The organism is Aequorivita viscosa (assembly GCF_900106795.1).
Classification (GTDB): Bacteria; Bacteroidota; Bacteroidia; order Flavobacteriales; family Flavobacteriaceae; genus Aequorivita; species Aequorivita viscosa.
Window position 1 is genome coordinate 12,215 of record NZ_FNNS01000001.1, and the last position, 18,323, is coordinate 30,537.

General features: G+C 35.7%; 18 protein-coding genes. 12 read left to right on the forward strand and 6 right to left on the reverse strand.

Translation table 11 applies throughout. The annotated features are described in order from the left end of the window. Positions 1-106: 106 nt before the first annotated feature. Positions 107-724: a trimeric intracellular cation channel family protein gene (locus BLW28_RS00050; protein ID WP_073220386.1), complete on the reverse strand. Its 618-nt coding sequence runs from the start codon at positions 722-724 to the stop codon at positions 107-109. Then, positions 715-1,443 carry an RDD family protein gene (locus BLW28_RS00055; protein WP_073220384.1) on the reverse strand — a complete coding sequence of 243 codons (729 nt, stop codon included), beginning with the start codon at positions 1,441-1,443 and terminating at the stop codon, positions 715-717. Before BLW28_RS00055 ends, BLW28_RS00050 begins: the two co-directional genes overlap by 10 nt. Positions 1,444-1,478: 35 nt before the next feature. On the opposite strand from BLW28_RS00055, the gene BLW28_RS00060 reads away from it, so the two are divergent. Next, positions 1,479-2,465, forward strand: a complete 987-nt coding sequence (locus BLW28_RS00060) for a stage II sporulation protein M (RefSeq protein ID WP_073220382.1) — start codon at positions 1,479-1,481, stop codon at positions 2,463-2,465. Positions 2,466-2,700: 235 nt separating this feature from the next. On the opposite strand, the gene BLW28_RS00065 is transcribed toward BLW28_RS00060, so the two are convergent. Beyond that, complete coding sequence (locus BLW28_RS00065; protein ID WP_073220381.1) at positions 2,701-3,027, reverse strand: YbaB/EbfC family nucleoid-associated protein; 327 nt, start codon at positions 3,025-3,027, stop codon at positions 2,701-2,703. A 61-nt stretch (positions 3,028-3,088) separates the two neighbouring features. Here BLW28_RS00065 and BLW28_RS00070 point away from each other — a divergent pair, with 61 nt between their 5' ends. From BLW28_RS00070 to BLW28_RS00100, 7 genes are all read left to right on the forward strand, one after another. Beyond that, positions 3,089-5,224: a S9 family peptidase gene (locus BLW28_RS00070; RefSeq protein ID WP_073220379.1), complete on the forward strand. Its 2,136-nt coding sequence runs from the start codon at positions 3,089-3,091 to the stop codon at positions 5,222-5,224. 79 nt (positions 5,225-5,303) lie between these two features. Then, positions 5,304-6,341, forward strand: coding sequence for a cysteate synthase (locus tag BLW28_RS00075; RefSeq protein ID WP_073220406.1), 1,038 nt, complete (start codon positions 5,304-5,306; stop codon positions 6,339-6,341). A gap of 167 nt (positions 6,342-6,508) precedes the next feature. Then, the gene (locus BLW28_RS00080) at positions 6,509-7,732 is read left to right on the forward strand and encodes an MFS transporter (RefSeq protein ID WP_073220376.1); all 1,224 of its coding nucleotides are present in this window, start codon (positions 6,509-6,511) and stop codon (positions 7,730-7,732) included. 180 nt (positions 7,733-7,912) lie between these two features. Next, positions 7,913-9,178, forward strand: coding sequence for a cysteate-C-fatty acyltransferase (locus BLW28_RS00085; RefSeq protein ID WP_073220373.1), 1,266 nt, complete (start codon positions 7,913-7,915; stop codon positions 9,176-9,178). A gap of 267 nt (positions 9,179-9,445) precedes the next feature. Then, complete coding sequence (locus BLW28_RS00090) at positions 9,446-9,919, forward strand: hypothetical protein (RefSeq protein WP_143036804.1); 474 nt, start codon at positions 9,446-9,448, stop codon at positions 9,917-9,919. A gap of 532 nt (positions 9,920-10,451) precedes the next feature. Then, positions 10,452-10,934 (forward strand): GNAT family N-acetyltransferase, encoded by a 483-nt coding sequence (locus BLW28_RS00095; protein WP_073220404.1) that lies wholly within the window; start codon positions 10,452-10,454, stop codon positions 10,932-10,934. Between the two features lie 113 nt (positions 10,935-11,047). Beyond that, positions 11,048-11,395 (forward strand): SdpI family protein, encoded by a 348-nt coding sequence (locus BLW28_RS00100; protein WP_073220367.1) that lies wholly within the window; start codon positions 11,048-11,050, stop codon positions 11,393-11,395. Between the two features lie 15 nt (positions 11,396-11,410). On the opposite strand, the gene BLW28_RS00105 is transcribed toward BLW28_RS00100, so the two are convergent. Continuing rightward, positions 11,411-12,592 (reverse strand): DUF3095 domain-containing protein, encoded by a 1,182-nt coding sequence (locus tag BLW28_RS00105; RefSeq protein ID WP_073220364.1) that lies wholly within the window; start codon positions 12,590-12,592, stop codon positions 11,411-11,413. 119 nt (positions 12,593-12,711) lie between these two features. Continuing rightward, entirely contained in the window at positions 12,712-14,100 is a 1,389-nt protein-coding gene (locus BLW28_RS00110) for a trypsin-like peptidase domain-containing protein (RefSeq protein ID WP_073220361.1), read from the reverse strand. Between the two features lie 246 nt (positions 14,101-14,346). Here BLW28_RS00110 and dapF point away from each other — a divergent pair, with 246 nt between their 5' ends. The 4 genes from dapF (at position 14,347) to BLW28_RS00130 (ending at position 17,605) form a co-directional block, all read left to right on the forward strand. Then, positions 14,347-15,120 carry a diaminopimelate epimerase gene (dapF, locus tag BLW28_RS00115; RefSeq protein WP_073220358.1) on the forward strand — a complete coding sequence of 258 codons (774 nt, stop codon included), beginning with the start codon at positions 14,347-14,349 and terminating at the stop codon, positions 15,118-15,120. Beyond that, positions 15,117-15,650 (forward strand): GNAT family N-acetyltransferase, encoded by a 534-nt coding sequence (locus tag BLW28_RS00120; RefSeq protein WP_073220356.1) that lies wholly within the window; start codon positions 15,117-15,119, stop codon positions 15,648-15,650. Before dapF ends, BLW28_RS00120 begins: the two co-directional genes overlap by 4 nt. Before the next feature lie 23 nt (positions 15,651-15,673). Further along, a complete protein-coding gene (gene mltG, locus BLW28_RS00125; RefSeq protein WP_073220353.1) occupies positions 15,674-16,717 on the forward strand; it encodes an endolytic transglycosylase MltG in 1,044 nt (347 codons plus the stop codon). 225 nt (positions 16,718-16,942) lie between these two features. After that, positions 16,943-17,605 carry a peptidoglycan-binding protein LysM gene (locus BLW28_RS00130; RefSeq protein ID WP_073220350.1) on the forward strand — a complete coding sequence of 221 codons (663 nt, stop codon included), beginning with the start codon at positions 16,943-16,945 and terminating at the stop codon, positions 17,603-17,605. Positions 17,606-17,609: 4 nt separating this feature from the next. Here the strand turns inward: BLW28_RS00130 and BLW28_RS00135 are convergent, their stop codons facing one another. Beyond that, on the reverse strand, positions 17,610-18,323 hold the full coding sequence (locus BLW28_RS00135) for an SAM-dependent methyltransferase (RefSeq protein ID WP_073220347.1): 714 nt from the start codon (positions 18,321-18,323) through the stop codon (positions 17,610-17,612).

Consider the following 18,323-nt stretch of genomic DNA (forward strand, 5'->3'; position numbering starts at 1 on the left):
TGAAATTAGTACCGAATCCAATAGTTAATAAAACTAACAACCCAAAGGTGGCTGAGTGAATTTCAGCGTGCGCAGCAAAGCTGAAATTAGTATCGAAGCCCGAACCTCACTCAATCTCTTTCTTCGAATAAACACTTGGCAATGAAAGATTAAAATAAATAGCTAATAACCTTACAATCATAACCGAAACAAATGAAATAACCACTACAAAATCTGACTGAAGCGGGGTTTGTAATAAGATAAAATATGCAGATCCACCAACAATACAAGCCGTGGCATATATTTCTTTTCTAAAAATAATAGGAATTTCATTACATAGTATATCACGTATTACACCTCCAAAACACGCATTTATTGTTCCTAAAGCAATACATATTAGCGGAGGGAAACCTGCCGCAATTCCTTTCTCAACACCCACAATTGTATAAAATGCAATACCAATAGTATCAAATAAAAATAAAGAACGCTTTATATAAGTTAGTCGTTTTCTAAAAACTACCGCTAAAATCGTTGTACCAAAAACAACATAAACATACGTTAAATTAAGCATCCATACTACGGGAGCATTTATTAAAATATCCCGTAAAGTTCCTCCACCTATTGCCGCAACAAACGCTATGATTAATATTCCAAAAGGATCGAGCCTTTTATTCATAGCCATTAATACTCCAGAAATAGCAAATGCAATTGTTCCTAAAATATCTATAAGTAAAATTAAGTCCATGTATTCTGGGTATAATAGTTATAGTCTTTTATAACTCGATCTATAAAAGTTATTGGTTTTTCTGTTTCTTCCAATTGAATTTCCATCACTGTGGCTACGCGCTTTGCAAGTTTAAGTATTATATTGTGATGTCTGTTTACTTGAGCTTCACGAAATATATTTTTAATGGTCTGCATTTCAGTATCGCTAAAGATAGTGACCTGTGGATATTTAGGAACGTAATCTTCAGGAATATCTATCAATACAGTTTCCGAAAAGTGAGTTGTTTGTTTTTCGCTTATTACTGTCGTAGCAGCCGCAATATCGCCCACGCGTTGTCCTTTTCCGTTTAAAAGAATACTAACCAAAGCCAACGATCCACTTGTCGCTGTAATATCGATTATTCGTAGCAGCCACCTAATTAAATAATTTGAAAATGAAGGTTGCGTTCCGTCTAGTTTTACCACACGTAGCCCCATAGCAGCTTTACCAGGGCTTCGTCCGTTCCATAACATTTCCCATAATAGATGGTATAAAAATATTGGCAACCCAATGGTCATGCTTAGTACCATCATATAATCGCCGCCGAGCTCAAGATTCGAAAAAATATAGATAACCGCAAAAATATAAGCCCCCATAAGTAACCCATCAATGAGATATGCGAGAATCCGTTCGCCTATCCCTGCAACATGCTGAGCAATGTTAACATTTTGAGCTGTTTCTATTTGAAAATTATCCATTAAATATGTTCCTTTGAGCAAAACTACACCGTTATATGCGTGAAGCCGCCTTTGCGAAGCAAAATAAAGATAAATGGTTAAAATTCGAAAGTGTTCTCCGGAATAATGTATCCATAGATCCAGACGAGCTAAGTGCGCTATATGTTGAAGTTACCGACCATCTAAGCTACGCCCAGACGTTTTATCCAAACAGTAATACGTTAAAGTATTTAAACGGACTTTCAGCACTGGCACATCAAAAGATTTACAGAACAAAACGCGAATCCCGAAAACGTTTTATCACTTTTTATACAAAAGAATTCCCGTTGTTCTTTTCGCAATACCACAAACAATTACTGCTTTCATTTCTTGTCTTCATACTGTTTTCTGTCATTGGCGCATATTCTGCTGCTTCAGACGGAAGTTTCGTCCGACTTATACTAGGCGACGGATACGTGAATATGACTATGGCAAACATCGAAAAAGGCGATCCAATGGCTGTTTATAAAGAAATGGGAGCTTTAAATATGTTCTTAGGAATTACAATTAATAACATCAGAGTCGCATTAATGGCATTTTCATTCGGACTATTTCTCAGTGTAGGAACCGTTTACATTTTAATGAAGAATGCAATAATGCTTGGCTCTTTTCAGTATTTCTTTTATGAACAAGGTTTACTGTGGGAATCCGCGCGAACTATATGGATTCACGGAACTATTGAAATTTCCGTAATTATAATTGCTGGTTGTGCTGGAATTGTCTTTGGAAATAGTCTATTGTTCCCGGGAACCTATACGCGTTTGCAATCTTTTGTACGAGGGGCAAAAGATGGGTTGAAAATAATGCTGAGTACCGTTCCATTTTTTATAATTGCGGGCTTTTTGGAAGGTTTTGTAACACGACATACAGAAATGCCAGATTGGTTAGCGATACTTATAATAGCGAGCTCACTTTTCTTAATTCTATATTATTACGTTTTATATCCTTTAAAATTGAAGAAAAGAATAGAGAAGTCTATCAATCTAGAAGTCGGAGAAGGGTAGGAGAATTGAGGTTTCTCCTAATTCTAAGAACCAATCTTATAGTTGAAATCCAGAAAACTCAACCTAATTATAAATATATTCATATAATTTCATGCAAAATCACACAACGAAAAAAACGGAAAGCCCGTAAAGCGATTTACCGTTGTAAAATCTATTTTACGAGCTTTGTGTAACGCATTTCCTTCCGAAGATTCGGTGCCAATCGGAAATAATTTGCACCAATTTCCGCAATTCTTTATTTAAACATTCCGTCCATTCCAGGAATATTCGGCATTCCTTCTTTGGCAACAGCTGCTAATTCAGCTTCGTGAACTCCTGTTGCTTTTTCGATTGCTTTGTTCAATGTCAGTACCAAATAATCTTCTAATTGTTCCTTGTCTTCAAGCAAGCTGTCATCAATTTCAAGGTTTTTGATTTTTCTGTTTGCAGTAAGGGTGATTTTTAGCAATCCATCACTGCTGGCTTCATCTATTAATACTGAGTCTAAACGTTTTTTAGTGGCTTCAACTTTTTCTTGGGTTTCTTTAAGTTTTCCCATCATTCCCATTATATCTCCAAACATAATTTTTTGTTTTTGTTTGGAGCAAATTTACTACATTGTGGGGTTTTAAAAACCTTCTATAATGATAAAATTAGTCTTCCTTTCATTTGCTTCTCTTACTTTTGCCATTTCGGTAACGGCTCAAAAACCTATAGAAACGAATATGAAAATGAATCCTCCAAAAGCAGCGAAAATTTTAACAAATCTTGAAGCACACGGCGATGTGCGACAGGATAACTATTACTGGCTCAACAATCCAGAAGATTCTAAAGTAATAGATTATCTAAATGCTGAAAACGAATATTACGAAAAAATGACGGCGCATACCAAAAAGTTCAAAGAAGATCTTTTTGAGGAAATGAAAGCACGAATTAAGGAAGATGACGAGTCTGTCCCGTATAAATTGAACGGTTATTACTACATCACCCGTTTTGAAAAAGGACAGGACTATCCAATTTTCACACGTAAAAAAGGCTCGTTGGATGCGAAAGAGGAAGTTCTCTTTAATGTAAATGAAATGGCTAAGGGGTATTCGTACTACAATCTTTCTGGATTAAGCGTTTCAGAAGACAACAAATTAGTATCATTTGGGGTGGATACCTTGAGCAGAAGAAAATATGATATTTATATAAAAAATCTGGAAACTGGTGAAATCTACCCAGAGTCTATTCCTTTAACTACTGGAAGTTCCACTTGGGGAAGCGATAACAAAACGCTTTTCTACACGCGGAAAGACGAAAAAACACTCCGCGCCGATAGAATATATAGACATACCTTAGGAACAGACCCAAGTAAAGATGAACTTGTATTTACCGAGAAAGACGACACTTTTGGAACTTATGTGTACAAATCAAAATCGCGTGAGTACATTATAATTGGTTCATACAGCACGCTCACTTCCGAATTTAGAATATTGAAAGCAGATGACCCATTAGGTGAATTTAAAGTCTTTCAACCGCGCGAAAGAGGTTTAGAATACAGCATTTCGCATTATGGTGATAGTTGGTACGTTTTGACAAATAAAGACAAGTCGCTAAACTTTAAATTAATGAAAACTCCTAATGACAAAACAGCTAAGGAACATTGGGTAGATATGATTCCACATCGGACTGATGTTTTATTGGAGGATATCGATATTTTTAAGGATTACTTGGTTGTTAGCGAGCGGAGTAATGGTCTGACTCAACTTCGCATAAAAGGGTGGGATAATAATGCGGATTATTATTTGCCTTTTGACAATGAAACATACACTGCCTATGCCACCCAAAACCCAGAATTTGACACTAAAATTCTTCGATATGGGTATAACTCGTTAAACACACCAGCTTCCTTAATTGATTTCAATATGGAAACTAAGGAGAAAACTGTTTTAAAAGAAACAGAAGTCTTGGGTGGAAAGTTTGATAAAAACAATTACGAATCTGAGCGACTTTGGGCTACAGCTTCCGATGGAGTTAAAATTCCGATGTCTGTTATTTACCGTAAAGGAATTAAAAAAGATGGTAGCAATCCCTTGTTAATCTATGGTTACGGTTCGTACGGTTCTACTATAGACCCTTATTTCTCTTCCGTTAGATTGAGTTTATTAGATCGCGGTTTTATTTTCGTGATAGCTCACGTACGTGGAGGGGAATACTTGGGAAGACAATGGTATGAAGACGGAAAACTATTGACAAAGAAAAATACATTTACAGACTTTGTTGCTGCTTCACAATATTTGGTAGATCAAGGGTACACTTCACCTAAACACTTGTATGCTTCTGGTGGCTCTGCTGGTGGACTTTTAATGGGTGCCATCGCCAATATAGCCCCAAATTTATATAACGGAATTATTGCTTCCGTTCCCTTTGTGGATGTAGTAACAACTATGCTTGACGACTCTATTCCATTAACCACAGGGGAATATGACGAATGGGGGAATCCAAACATTCTTGAGTATTACAACTACATTAAAAGTTATTCGCCCTATGATAATGTAGAAGCGAAAAACTATCCAAATATGCTTGTAACAACAGGTTTACACGACAGCCAAGTGCAGTATTATGAGCCGGCAAAATGGGTTGCCAAACTTCGAGATATGAAAACAGATAACAACATTTTGTTATTTCACACCAATATGGATGCAGGGCACGGCGGAGCTTCTGGGCGTTTTGAGTCTTTAAAAGAAGTTGCCATGGATTATGCATTTTTATTGGATTTGGAAGGTATAAAGAAGTAATAAAAATATTTCCGTACCTTTGCACGGTTAGAATATTTGGTTTCAAAGCTGAATGTTTTGCGCAACAAACCCCCGTTTTATGAAAGAAGAAATTAAAGCCTACGATAGCGTGTTAGAACTTATTGGCAACACGCCATTGGTGAAGCTTAAAAAAATTACCCAAAATATGAAGGGTAATTATTTCGCAAAGGTAGAAGCGTTCAACCCAGGACACTCTACAAAAGATCGTATAGCATTATATATAATTGAACAAGCCGAGAAAAAAGGTATTCTAAAACCTGGCGACACCATTATTGAAACTACTAGTGGCAATACTGGTTTTAGTTTGGCAATGGTTAGTATAATCAAGGGTTATGAGTGTATTTTGGCTGTAAGTTCAAAATCATCTCCCGATAAAATAGACATGTTAAAAACCATGGGCGCGAAGGTTTACGTTTGCCCAGCACACGTGAGCGCAGACGATCCTCGCTCTTATTACGAAGTGGCTAAGCGACTTCATAATGAAGTTAAAGGTTCAGTCTACATCAATCAATATTTTAATGATTTAAATATTGAAGCTCATTACTATACAACAGGTCCTGAAATCTGGGAACAAACAACCGGAAAAATTACGCACTTAGTAGCTTGTAGCGGAACCGGAGGAACTATTTCTGGGACAGCTCGTTTCTTAAAAGAACAAAATCCAAATATTAAAGTTATTGGAATTGATGCTTATGGCTCAGTTCTTCAAAAATATCATCAAACAAAAGAGTTTGATAAAGATGAAATTTACCCATACCGAATTGAAGGTTTAGGGAAAAACCTGATTCCAACCGCTACAGATTTTGATATTATCGATAAATTCGAGAAAGTGACTGACGAAAGTAGTGCCCATTCAGCGCGCGAATTAGCTAAAACTGAAGGACTCTTTGTGGGTTATACAAGTGGTGCTGCAATGCAAGGACTTAAACAATTGGAGGAAGAAGGAGAGTTTACAGAGGACAGCAATATAGTTGTAATATTTCCTGATCATGGTTCTCGTTATATGAGTAAAATTTATAACGATAAGTGGATGAACGATCAAGGCTTTTTTGATGCTGAGACCGCTGAAATACAAACAATTGAATACATTAAGTAATAATATATAACTTAAAGTGAGATAAAATTATATAGGTTTTCATACCTAGAAAGTTAAACCAGGCACTCCTGAATTTTTGGAGAGTGTTTGGTTTTTTGTCTTTTTATAATTAATTCAACTTTTATTCAGTCTAAAACCTCGCAATTGCATTCAATTCAAAATAATTTATGTCTGATAAAGCATTAAATACAATAGATTCTAAACTGGTTCAGAAAACGGTCTATCCCATACTGTTTGCGATTGCTTTTTCTCACTTTCTGAATGATCTTCTTCAAATAGTTATTCCTTCAATTTATCCATTATTGAAAGAAAATTTTTCTTTGAGCTTCACACAAATTGGGTTTATAACATTTGTATATCAGCTAACGGCCTCCCTATTACAACCCGTTGTTGGTTTTCATACCGATAAAAAACCAATGCCGTATTCGTTAGCATTCGGTATGGGTTTCACAATGTTAGGACTTACGCTTTTGGCTTTTGCCTCCAATTATTTTCTAATTTTAGTATCTGTCGCCCTTGTAGGTGTAGGGTCTTCCATATTTCATCCAGAAGCTTCTAGGGTCGCATATTTGGCGTCTGGAGGGAAACGAGGGTTAGCGCAGTCAATTTTTCAAGTAGGAGGGAATTCGGGAACGGCAATCGGGCCGTTGTTAGTAATTTTATTAGTGATTCCATACGGGCAAACTCACATATTGTGGTTTTTGCTTTTTGCTTTGTTGGGGATTTTTGTGTTGTCTCAAATTGCACGTTGGTACAAAAAGCATTTAATCTTTAGAAAGGCAAATAAAATTAAAGTTCTTGAATATCCACCTCGCTTGCGTAAAAAACAAGTCAAGGGAGCCATAGGAATTTTACTAGTTCTTATATTTTCAAAATATATCTACATGACGAGTATAAGTAGCTATTTCACCTTTTACCTAATTGATAAATTTGGAGTTAGTATACCGGAATCTCAATTTTATCTGTTCTTGTTTTTTGGGTCTGTTGCTTTGGGGACTTTTCTTGGTGGGCCTTTGGGCGATCGTTTTGGAAGGAAGTATGTAATTTGGTTTTCAATTTTAGGCTCGGCACCTTTCGCACTATTACTGCCCTACGTAGATTTATTTTGGACGGGAACGCTCGTTATTATGGTCGGATTGGTTTTATCGTCGGCATTTTCGGCAATCTTGGTTTTTGCTCAAGAATTACTACCTGGTAAAGTAGGAATGATTTCGGGGTTGTTCTTTGGTTTTGCCTTCGGAATCGCAGGGTTAGGCTCGGCAGCTTTAGGTTATTTGGCAGACCATACCAGCATAACATTCGTTTATAAACTGTGTTCTTTCCTTCCTTTAATCGGCGGTGTAGCATATTTTTTACCCAATTTACGTTCAAAACCAGCTAAGTTGAAATAGCTAAAACGATATAGAAAAATAATAGCTTCCACACTACATTTTGTAGCTTCCACACTACATTTTGTAACTTCCTAAGCTACTTCTAAATCCTTGTTAACCTTAGTGCTTCTCTGCAAATAAATTATGCAAGTCACTAATAATTCGTTAAATTTGTCGCGCTAAAAAAATACAAAATATTTGATGAAAGACTTATTCGAAAAAATCTATAAAGATAAGGGTCCATTAGGAAAATGGGCAGAGCAAGCGGAAGGCTATTTTGTTTTTCCTAAACTAGAAGGTCCCATCTCCAATAGAATGAAATTTAAAGGGAAGGATGTAGTTACTTGGAGTATCAACGATTATCTGGGTCTTGCAAATCATCCTGAAGTTCGTAAAGTAGATGCTGAGGCAGGTGTTAAGTGGGGATCTGCATACCCAATGGGTGCGCGAATGATGAGCGGTCACACAGAACTACACGAACAGCTACAACGAGAATTGGCTGAGTTTGTTTCTAAAGAAGCAGCGTATCTTTTAAACTTTGGATATCAAGGTATGGTATCGACCATCGATGCCTTAGTGGCAAAAGATGATGTAATTGTGTACGATGTTGATGCACACGCTTGTATTATTGATGGTGTTCGTCTTCACTTAGGGCAGCGCTTTACGTATAAGCACAACGATATGGAAAGTATCGAAAAGAACTTGCAACGCGCTACTAAAGTGGCTGAAAAAACGGGTGGTGGAATTCTTCTTATTTCTGAAGGAGTTTTCGGGATGCGTGGCGAGCAAGGTAAGTTGAAAGAGATAATCGAGCTTAAGAAAAAATATAATTTCCGCTTTTTTGTTGATGATGCTCACGGCTTTGGAACATTAGGTAAAACAGGAGCAGGAGCAGGTGAGGAGCAAGGAGTGCAAGACGGAATTGACGTTTATTTCGCAACTTTCGCTAAAGCTATGGCGAGTACTGGAGCATTTATTGCGGCAGACGAAGAAATAATCAATTACCTAAAATACAATTTAAGATCTCAAATGTTTGCTAAATCGCTACAAATGCAATTGGTAGAAGGTGCTTTGAAGCGTTTGGATATGATCCGCACGATGCCGGAATTAAAAGATAATCTTTGGGAAAATGTGAACGCCCTTCAAGGAGGTCTTCGAGAGCGAGGTTTTGATATTGGTACAACACAAAGTTGTGTAACTCCAGTTTATTTAAAAGGAAGCATTCCCGAAGCAATGGCTTTGGTGAAAGACCTTCGTGAAAATCACGGAATATTCTGTTCAATAGTAGTTTATCCTGTAATTCCAAAAGGTTTGATTCTTTTAAGAATGATCCCTACGGCTACGCACGATATGAAAGATATAGACGAAACTTTAGAGGCGTTCTCGGCAATCCGCGAGCGATTGGAAAACGGAACTTACAAACGTCTTTCTGCCGCTGTAGCTGAAGCGATGGGCGATAAAATTTAACAAAGTGTCCCAGATAAATTAGGGATTGTAATAGAATTTAAGAATACCAACCGTTTCAATAGCAATATTGAGGCGGTTTTTTTATGGTTTAATCTTGATGAAATATCGGTTCCTTTTTTGAATAACTAGAACATTAGGAAGTATTTCGAAAACAGGGTTTTTTTGTATTATATTTGGAAGACTTCGGTGGAATTCTACTTTTTGTGAGTATTAATTAAAAAAAGAGGAGACGAGGTAGGTTAGTGACACTTTATAGACACTATGGCGATGACCAAAACAAAAAAAATCATATTAAAATCAATATATCTAGTTCCATTCGGATTTCTTTTCTGGATGCTTTTTAGCCGATTTGATAGTAGCGAAGTTAGAGTATCAATAGTGGCTGGAATTATCGTTTCGTTGTTTGTTGTATTTTGGAATATATTCGAATATGAGAAATTTAAGGATATAAAAGCTATTGACTTTCTTGAATCTCAACATGTTATTTTCGTCGAAAACAATGCAGATAATTGGAATCGATTAAAAGAGGTGTTTAATTTACAGATTGCGAATGTTAAGAAAACTAAAGAAACTGAAAACCTTATTGAATATCAAATTTACCAGAGAATTACTGATTCGATTCTAAGGATAGAAATAGTTAATGATAAAATAAGGCTCAATATAAGACGGAAATATTTTAATTTTATTCCAGATATGGCGAAAAACTACAAGCTCTTAAGTAAGGTTTCGAATACAATATGAGCACCTTAAATTTACTGTTTGGCGGAAATTAGAAAATGATGTATGATTTTAAAAAGAAATACTTTTGTCGATTAAAACAAATGTACAAGAGATGTTCGGACCTTAGTGAAGCAATGATATTATTGACATAAATCTAAGTTCTTTTGATTAGCCACTATTTTCGTATAATCTGAACCCGAGTATATAACCTAAAGGACAAATACTAAACTTTATATAGAACGATAATGGCTCTTCTTCATTTAAGATAATTGAAATTTCTTATAAGAAAATTGATTGTCCGCAACACATCATAATACTGTGAATTGTGACATTATAACAACTTTTATATGTAGTCTCAAATAGTAAATACTTTTTTATTCTGCGTTAATCACTGTAATCTGTGGGATATCTTTTGCATTCTCAGATTTTTGGTTCCCGCTGATCTCGCAGATACTCGCAGACTTTTTTACTTGTATGGCAAAAAGCGGATATACAATAAGAAAACATCACCATTTTGAGGAAAGGCGAGACGGCCGAGATATTGAAAATACGTATGAATAAGGTCAATGACATCTTACTTAAGAAAACGAATACAGCAGATTTAGAAACTTTGTTCGGTTTTCAACTTGATGAGGACTCAAACTATTTGGCAGGCTTCACTTCTAAAAATCCTTCCGATAAACAAACATATTTTGAAAAGTATACTAATTTGCTTTCTGACCATACTGTAAACATGAAAACTATATTTTTAAATTCTGAAATTGTTGGAAATATTGCGAAATTTGAAATGGAAGGAAATACTGAAATCACCTACTGGATTGATAAAGCATCTTGGGGAAAAGGAATTGCAACCCTGGCGCTTAGTCAGTTTCTTAAAATAGAAAAGCGGAGACCAATATATGGTCGAGTGGCTTTTGTTAATTTTGGTTCAATAAAAGTGTTGGAGCGTTGCGGATTTACAAAAATTGGAACTGAAACAAATTTTGCCAATGCACGTGAATCCGAAATAGAAGAATATATTTACTTATTACAATAAAAAGGCTCTTCAACAGGCAAGTTAATAACGAAAAAAAAGGATAAAAATACTTGAAGGATTATATGGTATTATCTACTATATTCTTCAATCATCCTTATAGTAAATTAAAAATTATGGAAACTTTAAAGACACTTTTGGTTGTTCCGCTTCTTTCTGGAGCAATTTTTATTTTAGCAGGGCTCATAATGTTCGTATTCCCACCAAAGAATATAAATGGCTTATATGGTTATAGAACTTCAAACTCTATGAAAAGTCAGGAAAGATGGGAGTTTGCACAAAAGTATTCTTCTTTAGAAATGATGAAGTTTGGCGGAATTTTAATGTTAACTTCAATTTTAGGATTCATAATAGAACCTAATGGTGATACTCCAATGGTTATTGGCTTAGGCCTTATGATAGCCATGGTTATTGTTTTATTAATTCGGGTTGAGAAAGCCTTAAAAAAACGATTTCCTGAATAGGTGAAACAGTGAAAATCAGAGTTTTTTTAATTGTAGCTTTTTCAATTTCTCCTTGAACATTATAGCTGCACTTGTGTAGCCACCTTCCGTTCCATCTACAAAATGCACGTGTTTTTTATCTCTATCCTCTATATAGCATGACATTATTGATGCATGAGTAATATGCATACCGTAAATTATCTTGTTTTTAGATTCTAATTCGTCGAGTGTTACTTTCAATCTATTTATTTGGTTGTCGGTGCCAGTAATGACGGTATTTAGAAAGCCATCCAACATAATGGTATCTGACAATTGTGTTATTCTTTGTTTGTATAATTTCCCTGTTTTAAAAAACTTGAAGTATAACTTTCCTATAAGTGTAACTATCCAATTTGTGATTAAATATGTGATTTCGTATTTCCCGATTCGCATATACATCTCTTTTCTAATATTGGCTAAAGACATATTTAATTTCAATTTAAGAGCAGAAATTGGATTTCGTTTTTCTAAATCGCCAAAAATCAAGTCTATATTTTCCATAATTGCGCCGTAAACTTCAGCTTGTTTCCGCTCGTCATCACAATCTACCAAAAGACAAATAACCTTTTTATTTGATTCGTTAGGGTAAATTTCATCCCATCTGCATTCCATCCCTTGTAAATCGGGCTCTGTATTTTTTTCGCTATTAGATTTGGCGGTTTTAAAATTTTCTTTAATGCGTTGTTCCGCATATTTTAGTCCATTTCCTAAAACCACTGGAGTTGTGAAAATATTATTATGTTTAAGTTTTGTAATTCTTAGCGATACATTGTGGGCATAGACTTCTTCAACCTTAATATGGCCTACTCTTAAAATTAGCTGAGCCGTTTTTTCAATATGCTCACTATAATTATTTAAAGCTTTTATAACAGGATTTAAAACAGTATTCGGAATGATAAAAGTTGAGCCATCGCCACCAAAGAAATATGGAATTTTAATTTTTTTGTCCAATCTTTTTAAGGTGTTTAGAACGGTTACAATACTTCCGGTCGCGCTTAGGTTAACGTCGTTATGTACACCACGAGCTACTGCATAGGTAGAATTTTCAATGTCCGTTACAATAATAGACCAGCTCTTCGGTACTTTAAAAAATAATGTTTCATTCTTTAAAAGTTCCGTAAGTGGCAAGTTGCTTTTAGGAATGTTTTTATAAAAATTTGATTGTTTTTTAATTGACATATCAGATATATTCAAGAGCTAGCCGGATTTAAAGGTACTGTTTAAGCTGAATAAAAAAAGCCATCTCAAACAAGATTCTTGAGACGGCTTTAAAAACTTTAATTAGGTTTTGTTTGGGCTTACCTAAATATAAAAGTATTCATTTGTCCTTTGGTGTCCATAAATGTCATTTTTATGGGTGACCGGTGATTGCGTCGCGACATAATTCTAGTTACATCGGTGATGTCGTTTACGGTTTCATCATTTAGTTGAGTAATTATTATACCTTCCAACTTATATTGAGCAATTTCAGGAGTTAGGGCTCGAGTAACCATTACACCGTTTTTAAGACCTCTATCTTTCAGTTCTGCTTTTTTAAGGTTTTTCACTTCAATTCCTAGGTCATCTATAGACGTTGTTTCAAGTTTTTCTAATGTAACTGGAAGTGTTTTTTCTTTTCCATCCCGCAAAATAGTTACTTGCACTACATCATTCGGTCGTTTAGAACCAAGATATCCTGCCATATCGGCGAATTTATTAACCTGAACGCCATCGATTTGTTTAATAATATCACCCTCTTTTAATCCGCTCATATCGGCACCTCCACCTTTTTCAATTCCGCCAATAATAACGCCTTGAGTTTCGTCCACGCCCAATTTATTTGCCAAATCGGTATTTAAACTTCCTACTTGAATGCCTAAAATTCCACGTTGTACGTTTCCATATTCCAAAATATCTTCAATTACTTTTCGGGCATTGTTTGAAGGGACGGCAAATGAATAACCTACATAACTTCCAGTTTCAGACGTGATTGCAGTATTAATACCTATGAGTTCTCCTCTTGTGTTTACCAAGGCTCCTCCGCTATTACCACGATTTACTGCGGCATCTGTTTGAATAAACGATTGCGGATTGCCATCAAACTGATTCAAATCTCTAGCCTTTGCACTAATAATACCTGCAGTTACGGTAGATGTAAGATTAAACGGATTGCCTACAGCTAAAACCCATTCACCTAATTTTACGTTATTCGAATCTCCAAAAGGTACGAAAGGGAAGTTATCCTCACCTTCAATTTTAATAAGGGCTATATCTGTCCCTGGGTCGGTACCAATTAATTTTGCGCTGTAAGTTCTATTGTTGTTTAGCGTTACTTCCAAATTTGAAGCATTTGCGATAACGTGATTATTGGTTACAATATATCCATCTGGTGACACAATTACTCCACTACCACTTCCAACTCTGGCTCGTGGCTGCCCACCGCCTTGAAAATACTCGAAAATATTTGTAGGCTGTCGGCTAACGGTAATATTTTTTACGTGAACTACGGCGTGAACAGTTTTTTCGGCAGCTTCGGTAAAATCAGTATTCATTTCGGCTCCTACAGCAGAAAAATTAGTTGGAATAAATTTAGATGTAGGTTCTTGAGTAATAGAAATCGGGGACTCTTTTTCTAACATTTTATACCCACCAAGCGTTATTGCACCAGCAAAGAGTGCCACTAAAAATAAACGGACTGTTTGTTTCATTTTAGATTCAATTTTATGGTTAATAGCATTGTATTGTAAAAGAACTGCTTTTTTTAAATCATTTTAAAAATCCATCATTAATAAAAGATTCTAGATTTATTGTAAGAAGAAAAATAACATTTTAAGCACCTTCACAAATTTAACTAAGCTAATGCGAAAAAAGTATGCCAAAAATGGATGTTAACTTTGATTTAACGTCCTTTCGCAGACATAACTCGAAGCGGCTTTTTATATCTTTGCGCCAATATGGAATTTACTTTTTATAAATATCAGGGCACTGGAAATGATTTTGTTATTATCGACAATAGACAAGAAATTTTCCCAAAAGAAAATACAAACCTCGTGGCTGAAATCTGCCATCGCCGTTTTGGGGTTGGAGCAGATGGATTGATACTGCTTGAAAACGACACGACATCAGATTTTAAAATGGTATACTACAATAGCGACGGAAACCTAAGCACAATGTGTGGTAACGGGGGTAGGTGTATTGTACATTTTGCCAGGTTTCTTGGAATTATTACTAAAAAAACCACTTTTAATGCGGTAGATGGATTGCACGAAGCAACCCTTAAAAATGACATAGTTTCATTAAAAATGACCAATGTCGAAACTGTCAATATTTTAGATAACGCTGTTTTTTTGAACACAGGTTCACCACATCATGTACAGCTAGTGGAAGGGCTTCAAGATCACGACGTTTTTTTGACAGGTAAAGATATTCGCAATAAAATTTATGGTAAGGAAGGTGCGAACGTCAACTTTGTTGAACAGCGAGATGATGCCATTTTTTCAGTACGAACTTATGAACGTGGTGTAGAAGAAGAAACACTAAGTTGCGGTACAGGGGTTACAGCCGTAGCCTTGGCCATGTTTGCCACTAAAAAAACACTTGAAAACAAAGTTGTTTTAGAAACTCCTGGGGGTCAGTTGCAAGTGCGTTTTGAAGAACACGACGGTAGGTTTAAGAATATCTACTTAGAAGGTCCTGCAAAACAAGTGTTTAAAGGTGTTTGGAAATGAAAACGTTAAAAGGTGAAAAAATATATCTTCGGGCTTTAGAACCTTCAGATTTAGATTTCCTCTATTATTTGGAAAATGACGAATCGCTTTGGGAAGTGAGTAATACCTCCGTTCCATATTCTCGATTTATATTGAATGAATACTTAGAGAATAGTCATCGCGATATTTACGACGTAAAACAGTTACGTTTGGTAATATGTAAAAATACTAATACAGCGCCAATAGGCTTTATCGACTTATACGATTTTGCCCCAAAACACTTTAAAGTTGGAATCGGCATCGTTATTTTTAATAACAACGATAGAAGAAACGGATTTGCCTCTGAAGCTTTAGCCCTTACGTGTAACTATGCCTTTGCACATTTAAACGTGCATCAAGTTTTTGCTGGAATTACTGAAGGAAATGAAGGAAGCGTCTCTCTTTTTGAAAGCGCAGGCTTCGAAAGAAATGGTTTTAAAAAGGATTGGATCTATTCGGAGGGAAAATTTAAAAGTGAATATATTTATCAATTAATCCGAGCAACTCAATAGGTCAAACTTTAATCTCTCAAAAAATGTACATCAAAAAAATACTGCTAATTATTGTTATACTCGGGGCCCTTGGTATGGGATATTTTACTTGGGAAATATATAATACCGCTTTTTCGGTAAATACAGCATTTAACAATGAAGTCGCTCACGTATTTATTCCCACAAACGCCAGTATGAACGAGGTTATGGAAGAAGTGGGGCCACTATTAAAAGATAAGGAATCTTTTGTTTTGGTTGCAAATCAAAAAAAGTATAATACAAATATTAAAGCTGGTCATTACATCATTGCTAAAGGGCTTGATAATAATGAAATTATAAACACCCTCCGCAGTCGTAATATTCCAATTGATGTAAAGTTCAATAATCAAGAAAGATTGGAAGACCTTGCCGGCAATATAGCGAACCAAATTGAAGCAGACAGCGTTTCACTAATAAATGCCATGCGAGACCCTGAATTTATTAAGGAAGTTGGGTTAAATGAAGACACTGCACTTTCATTATACATACCCAATACGTATGAGTTTTATTGGAACACTTCAGCCGATCAATTTAGGGAACGTATGAAAAAAGAATACGAAAGATTTTGGAATGAGTCGCGATTGGCTAAAGCAAAAAAACTAAACCTTACCAGAGAACAAGTAATTTCGTTGGCTGCAATTGTTCAAAAAGAAACTGCCAAAGTAGAGGAGCGTCCAAGAGTGGCCGGCGTTTATCTAAACAGATTAAAAGTTGGAATGTTACTACAAGCAGATCCAACTGTTATTTATGCCCTAAAGCGGGAAAGTGGTGACTATGATCAAGTAATTAAACGGGTTTTATACAAAGATTTGGAGCTAGATTCCCCTTACAATACTTATAAATATGCAGGAGTTCCTCCTGGACCTATTGCCATGCCAGATATTTCTTCAGTCGATGCAGTTTTAAATCCTGAAAAACATGATTATTATTATTTTGTAGCAGACGTTACTAATTTCGGTTATCACAAATTTGCAAAAAGCCTATCGCAGCACAACGTAAATAAAGCGGAATATGTTCGTTGGGTGAATAGTCAAGGCTTAAAAAGATAAATTAATTTTATTTAAATAAGTTTGTTATTTCTTATATAAAAATCACCGAATCGACTTGTATCAGTAAGCTTACAGAATCTTGAAGAAATGTGAATAACGTAGCTTCTCATCTTAATTTTTCATTTTTAGAGTTATTTAACGTCTTATAAATCAGATTTTTAAAAAATAACTTATCTTTGCACCCTAGAAAGAGAATGTCTAGCACGCATTCGAATTTGATTTTTAATGAAAAAAAGATTCTATTTTATTGCAGTCTTGCCTGTTGTTGCTCTCTTGGTAGGGACAGGATTTAACGCAAAGACGGACTACGATTTTTCTTCTTACAGTATTGAAAAATCACTGTACAGCACTGAAGGATTGGAGTTAAACTTTGATGTGCCAACAGAAACAGAATTTGTTCCTGTTACTACCCGAAAATTTAATTTGTTTTTGGGTAAATCATTTCTTGGATTTAAAGAGGCCCTTGGTTTCAAAGAGTCTAGAGGTGATTACCATATAGTAAATAACTATGGCTATATGGGTAAATACCAGTTTTCAAGGTCTACCTTGAATATGATGGGTTTAAAAGATACTGAGAATTTTCTTTATGATGCCCGGCAGCAAGAAGCGGCGTTTTCGGCATACACTTCATTTAATAAGTGGGTTTTACGCAAAGATATTAAGCACTATGCAGGAAAAACCATCGGGGGGGTTAAAGTAACAGAATCAGGAATATTAGCAGCCGCACACTTAGCTGGTCCTGGAAATGTGAAAAAATTCCTTAGAAGTAGTGGAGAAAACCGTTTTTCAGATGCCAATGGAGCTTCCATTCGATATTATATGAAAAAATTCTCAGGCTATGACACTTCGCATATTGTTGCGAAAAGGAAACACAAGTTAGTAGGTTAATTTATTAAGCTTGAATAATGAAAAGGGTGGGTCTTTTATGAAGATCCACCTTTCTTTTTTTCCATTGTGCTACTGTGGTTGTCTTAATATATTCTGTAGGTAAGGTAATATCGCAAGCCACACAAATTCGAGTTTGTGGATTTAAGGTTTCCATTAAGCTCTGTAACATCTGGTTATTTCGATATGGCGTTTCAATAAACAACTGAGATTGGTCAAAATCCTTTGAGAGTTTTTCTAATCTCTTTAATTCGGTTTTTCTTTCACCTTTATCAATTGGTAAATAACCATTGAAAGCGAAATTCTGGCCGTTAAACCCACTTGCCATCATGGCCAAAAGAATAGAAGATGGGCCAACAAGTGGGATCACTCTTATTCCTTTTTCGTGCGCATAATGCACAGCTCTTGCTCCAGGGTCCGCAATACCAGGGCATCCAGCATCGCTAATTACGCCAACATCATACCCATTCAAACAAGGATCGAGCATCTGTGGGATTTCTTCAGCATTTGTAAACTTATTTATTTGCTGAAATTTCAATTCGGATTGTTTTTTCTCAGGAACAACACTTTTAATAAAGCGACGGGCATCTTTTTCGTGTTCAACAATGTAATGGTCAATTCTTTCAATTGTGGTTTTTACTGAAATTGGAAGTACAGCCAAGGGAGGTACATCGCCCATTGGGCAAGGGATTAGGTATAAATTTCCTTTTGGTTTTATCAT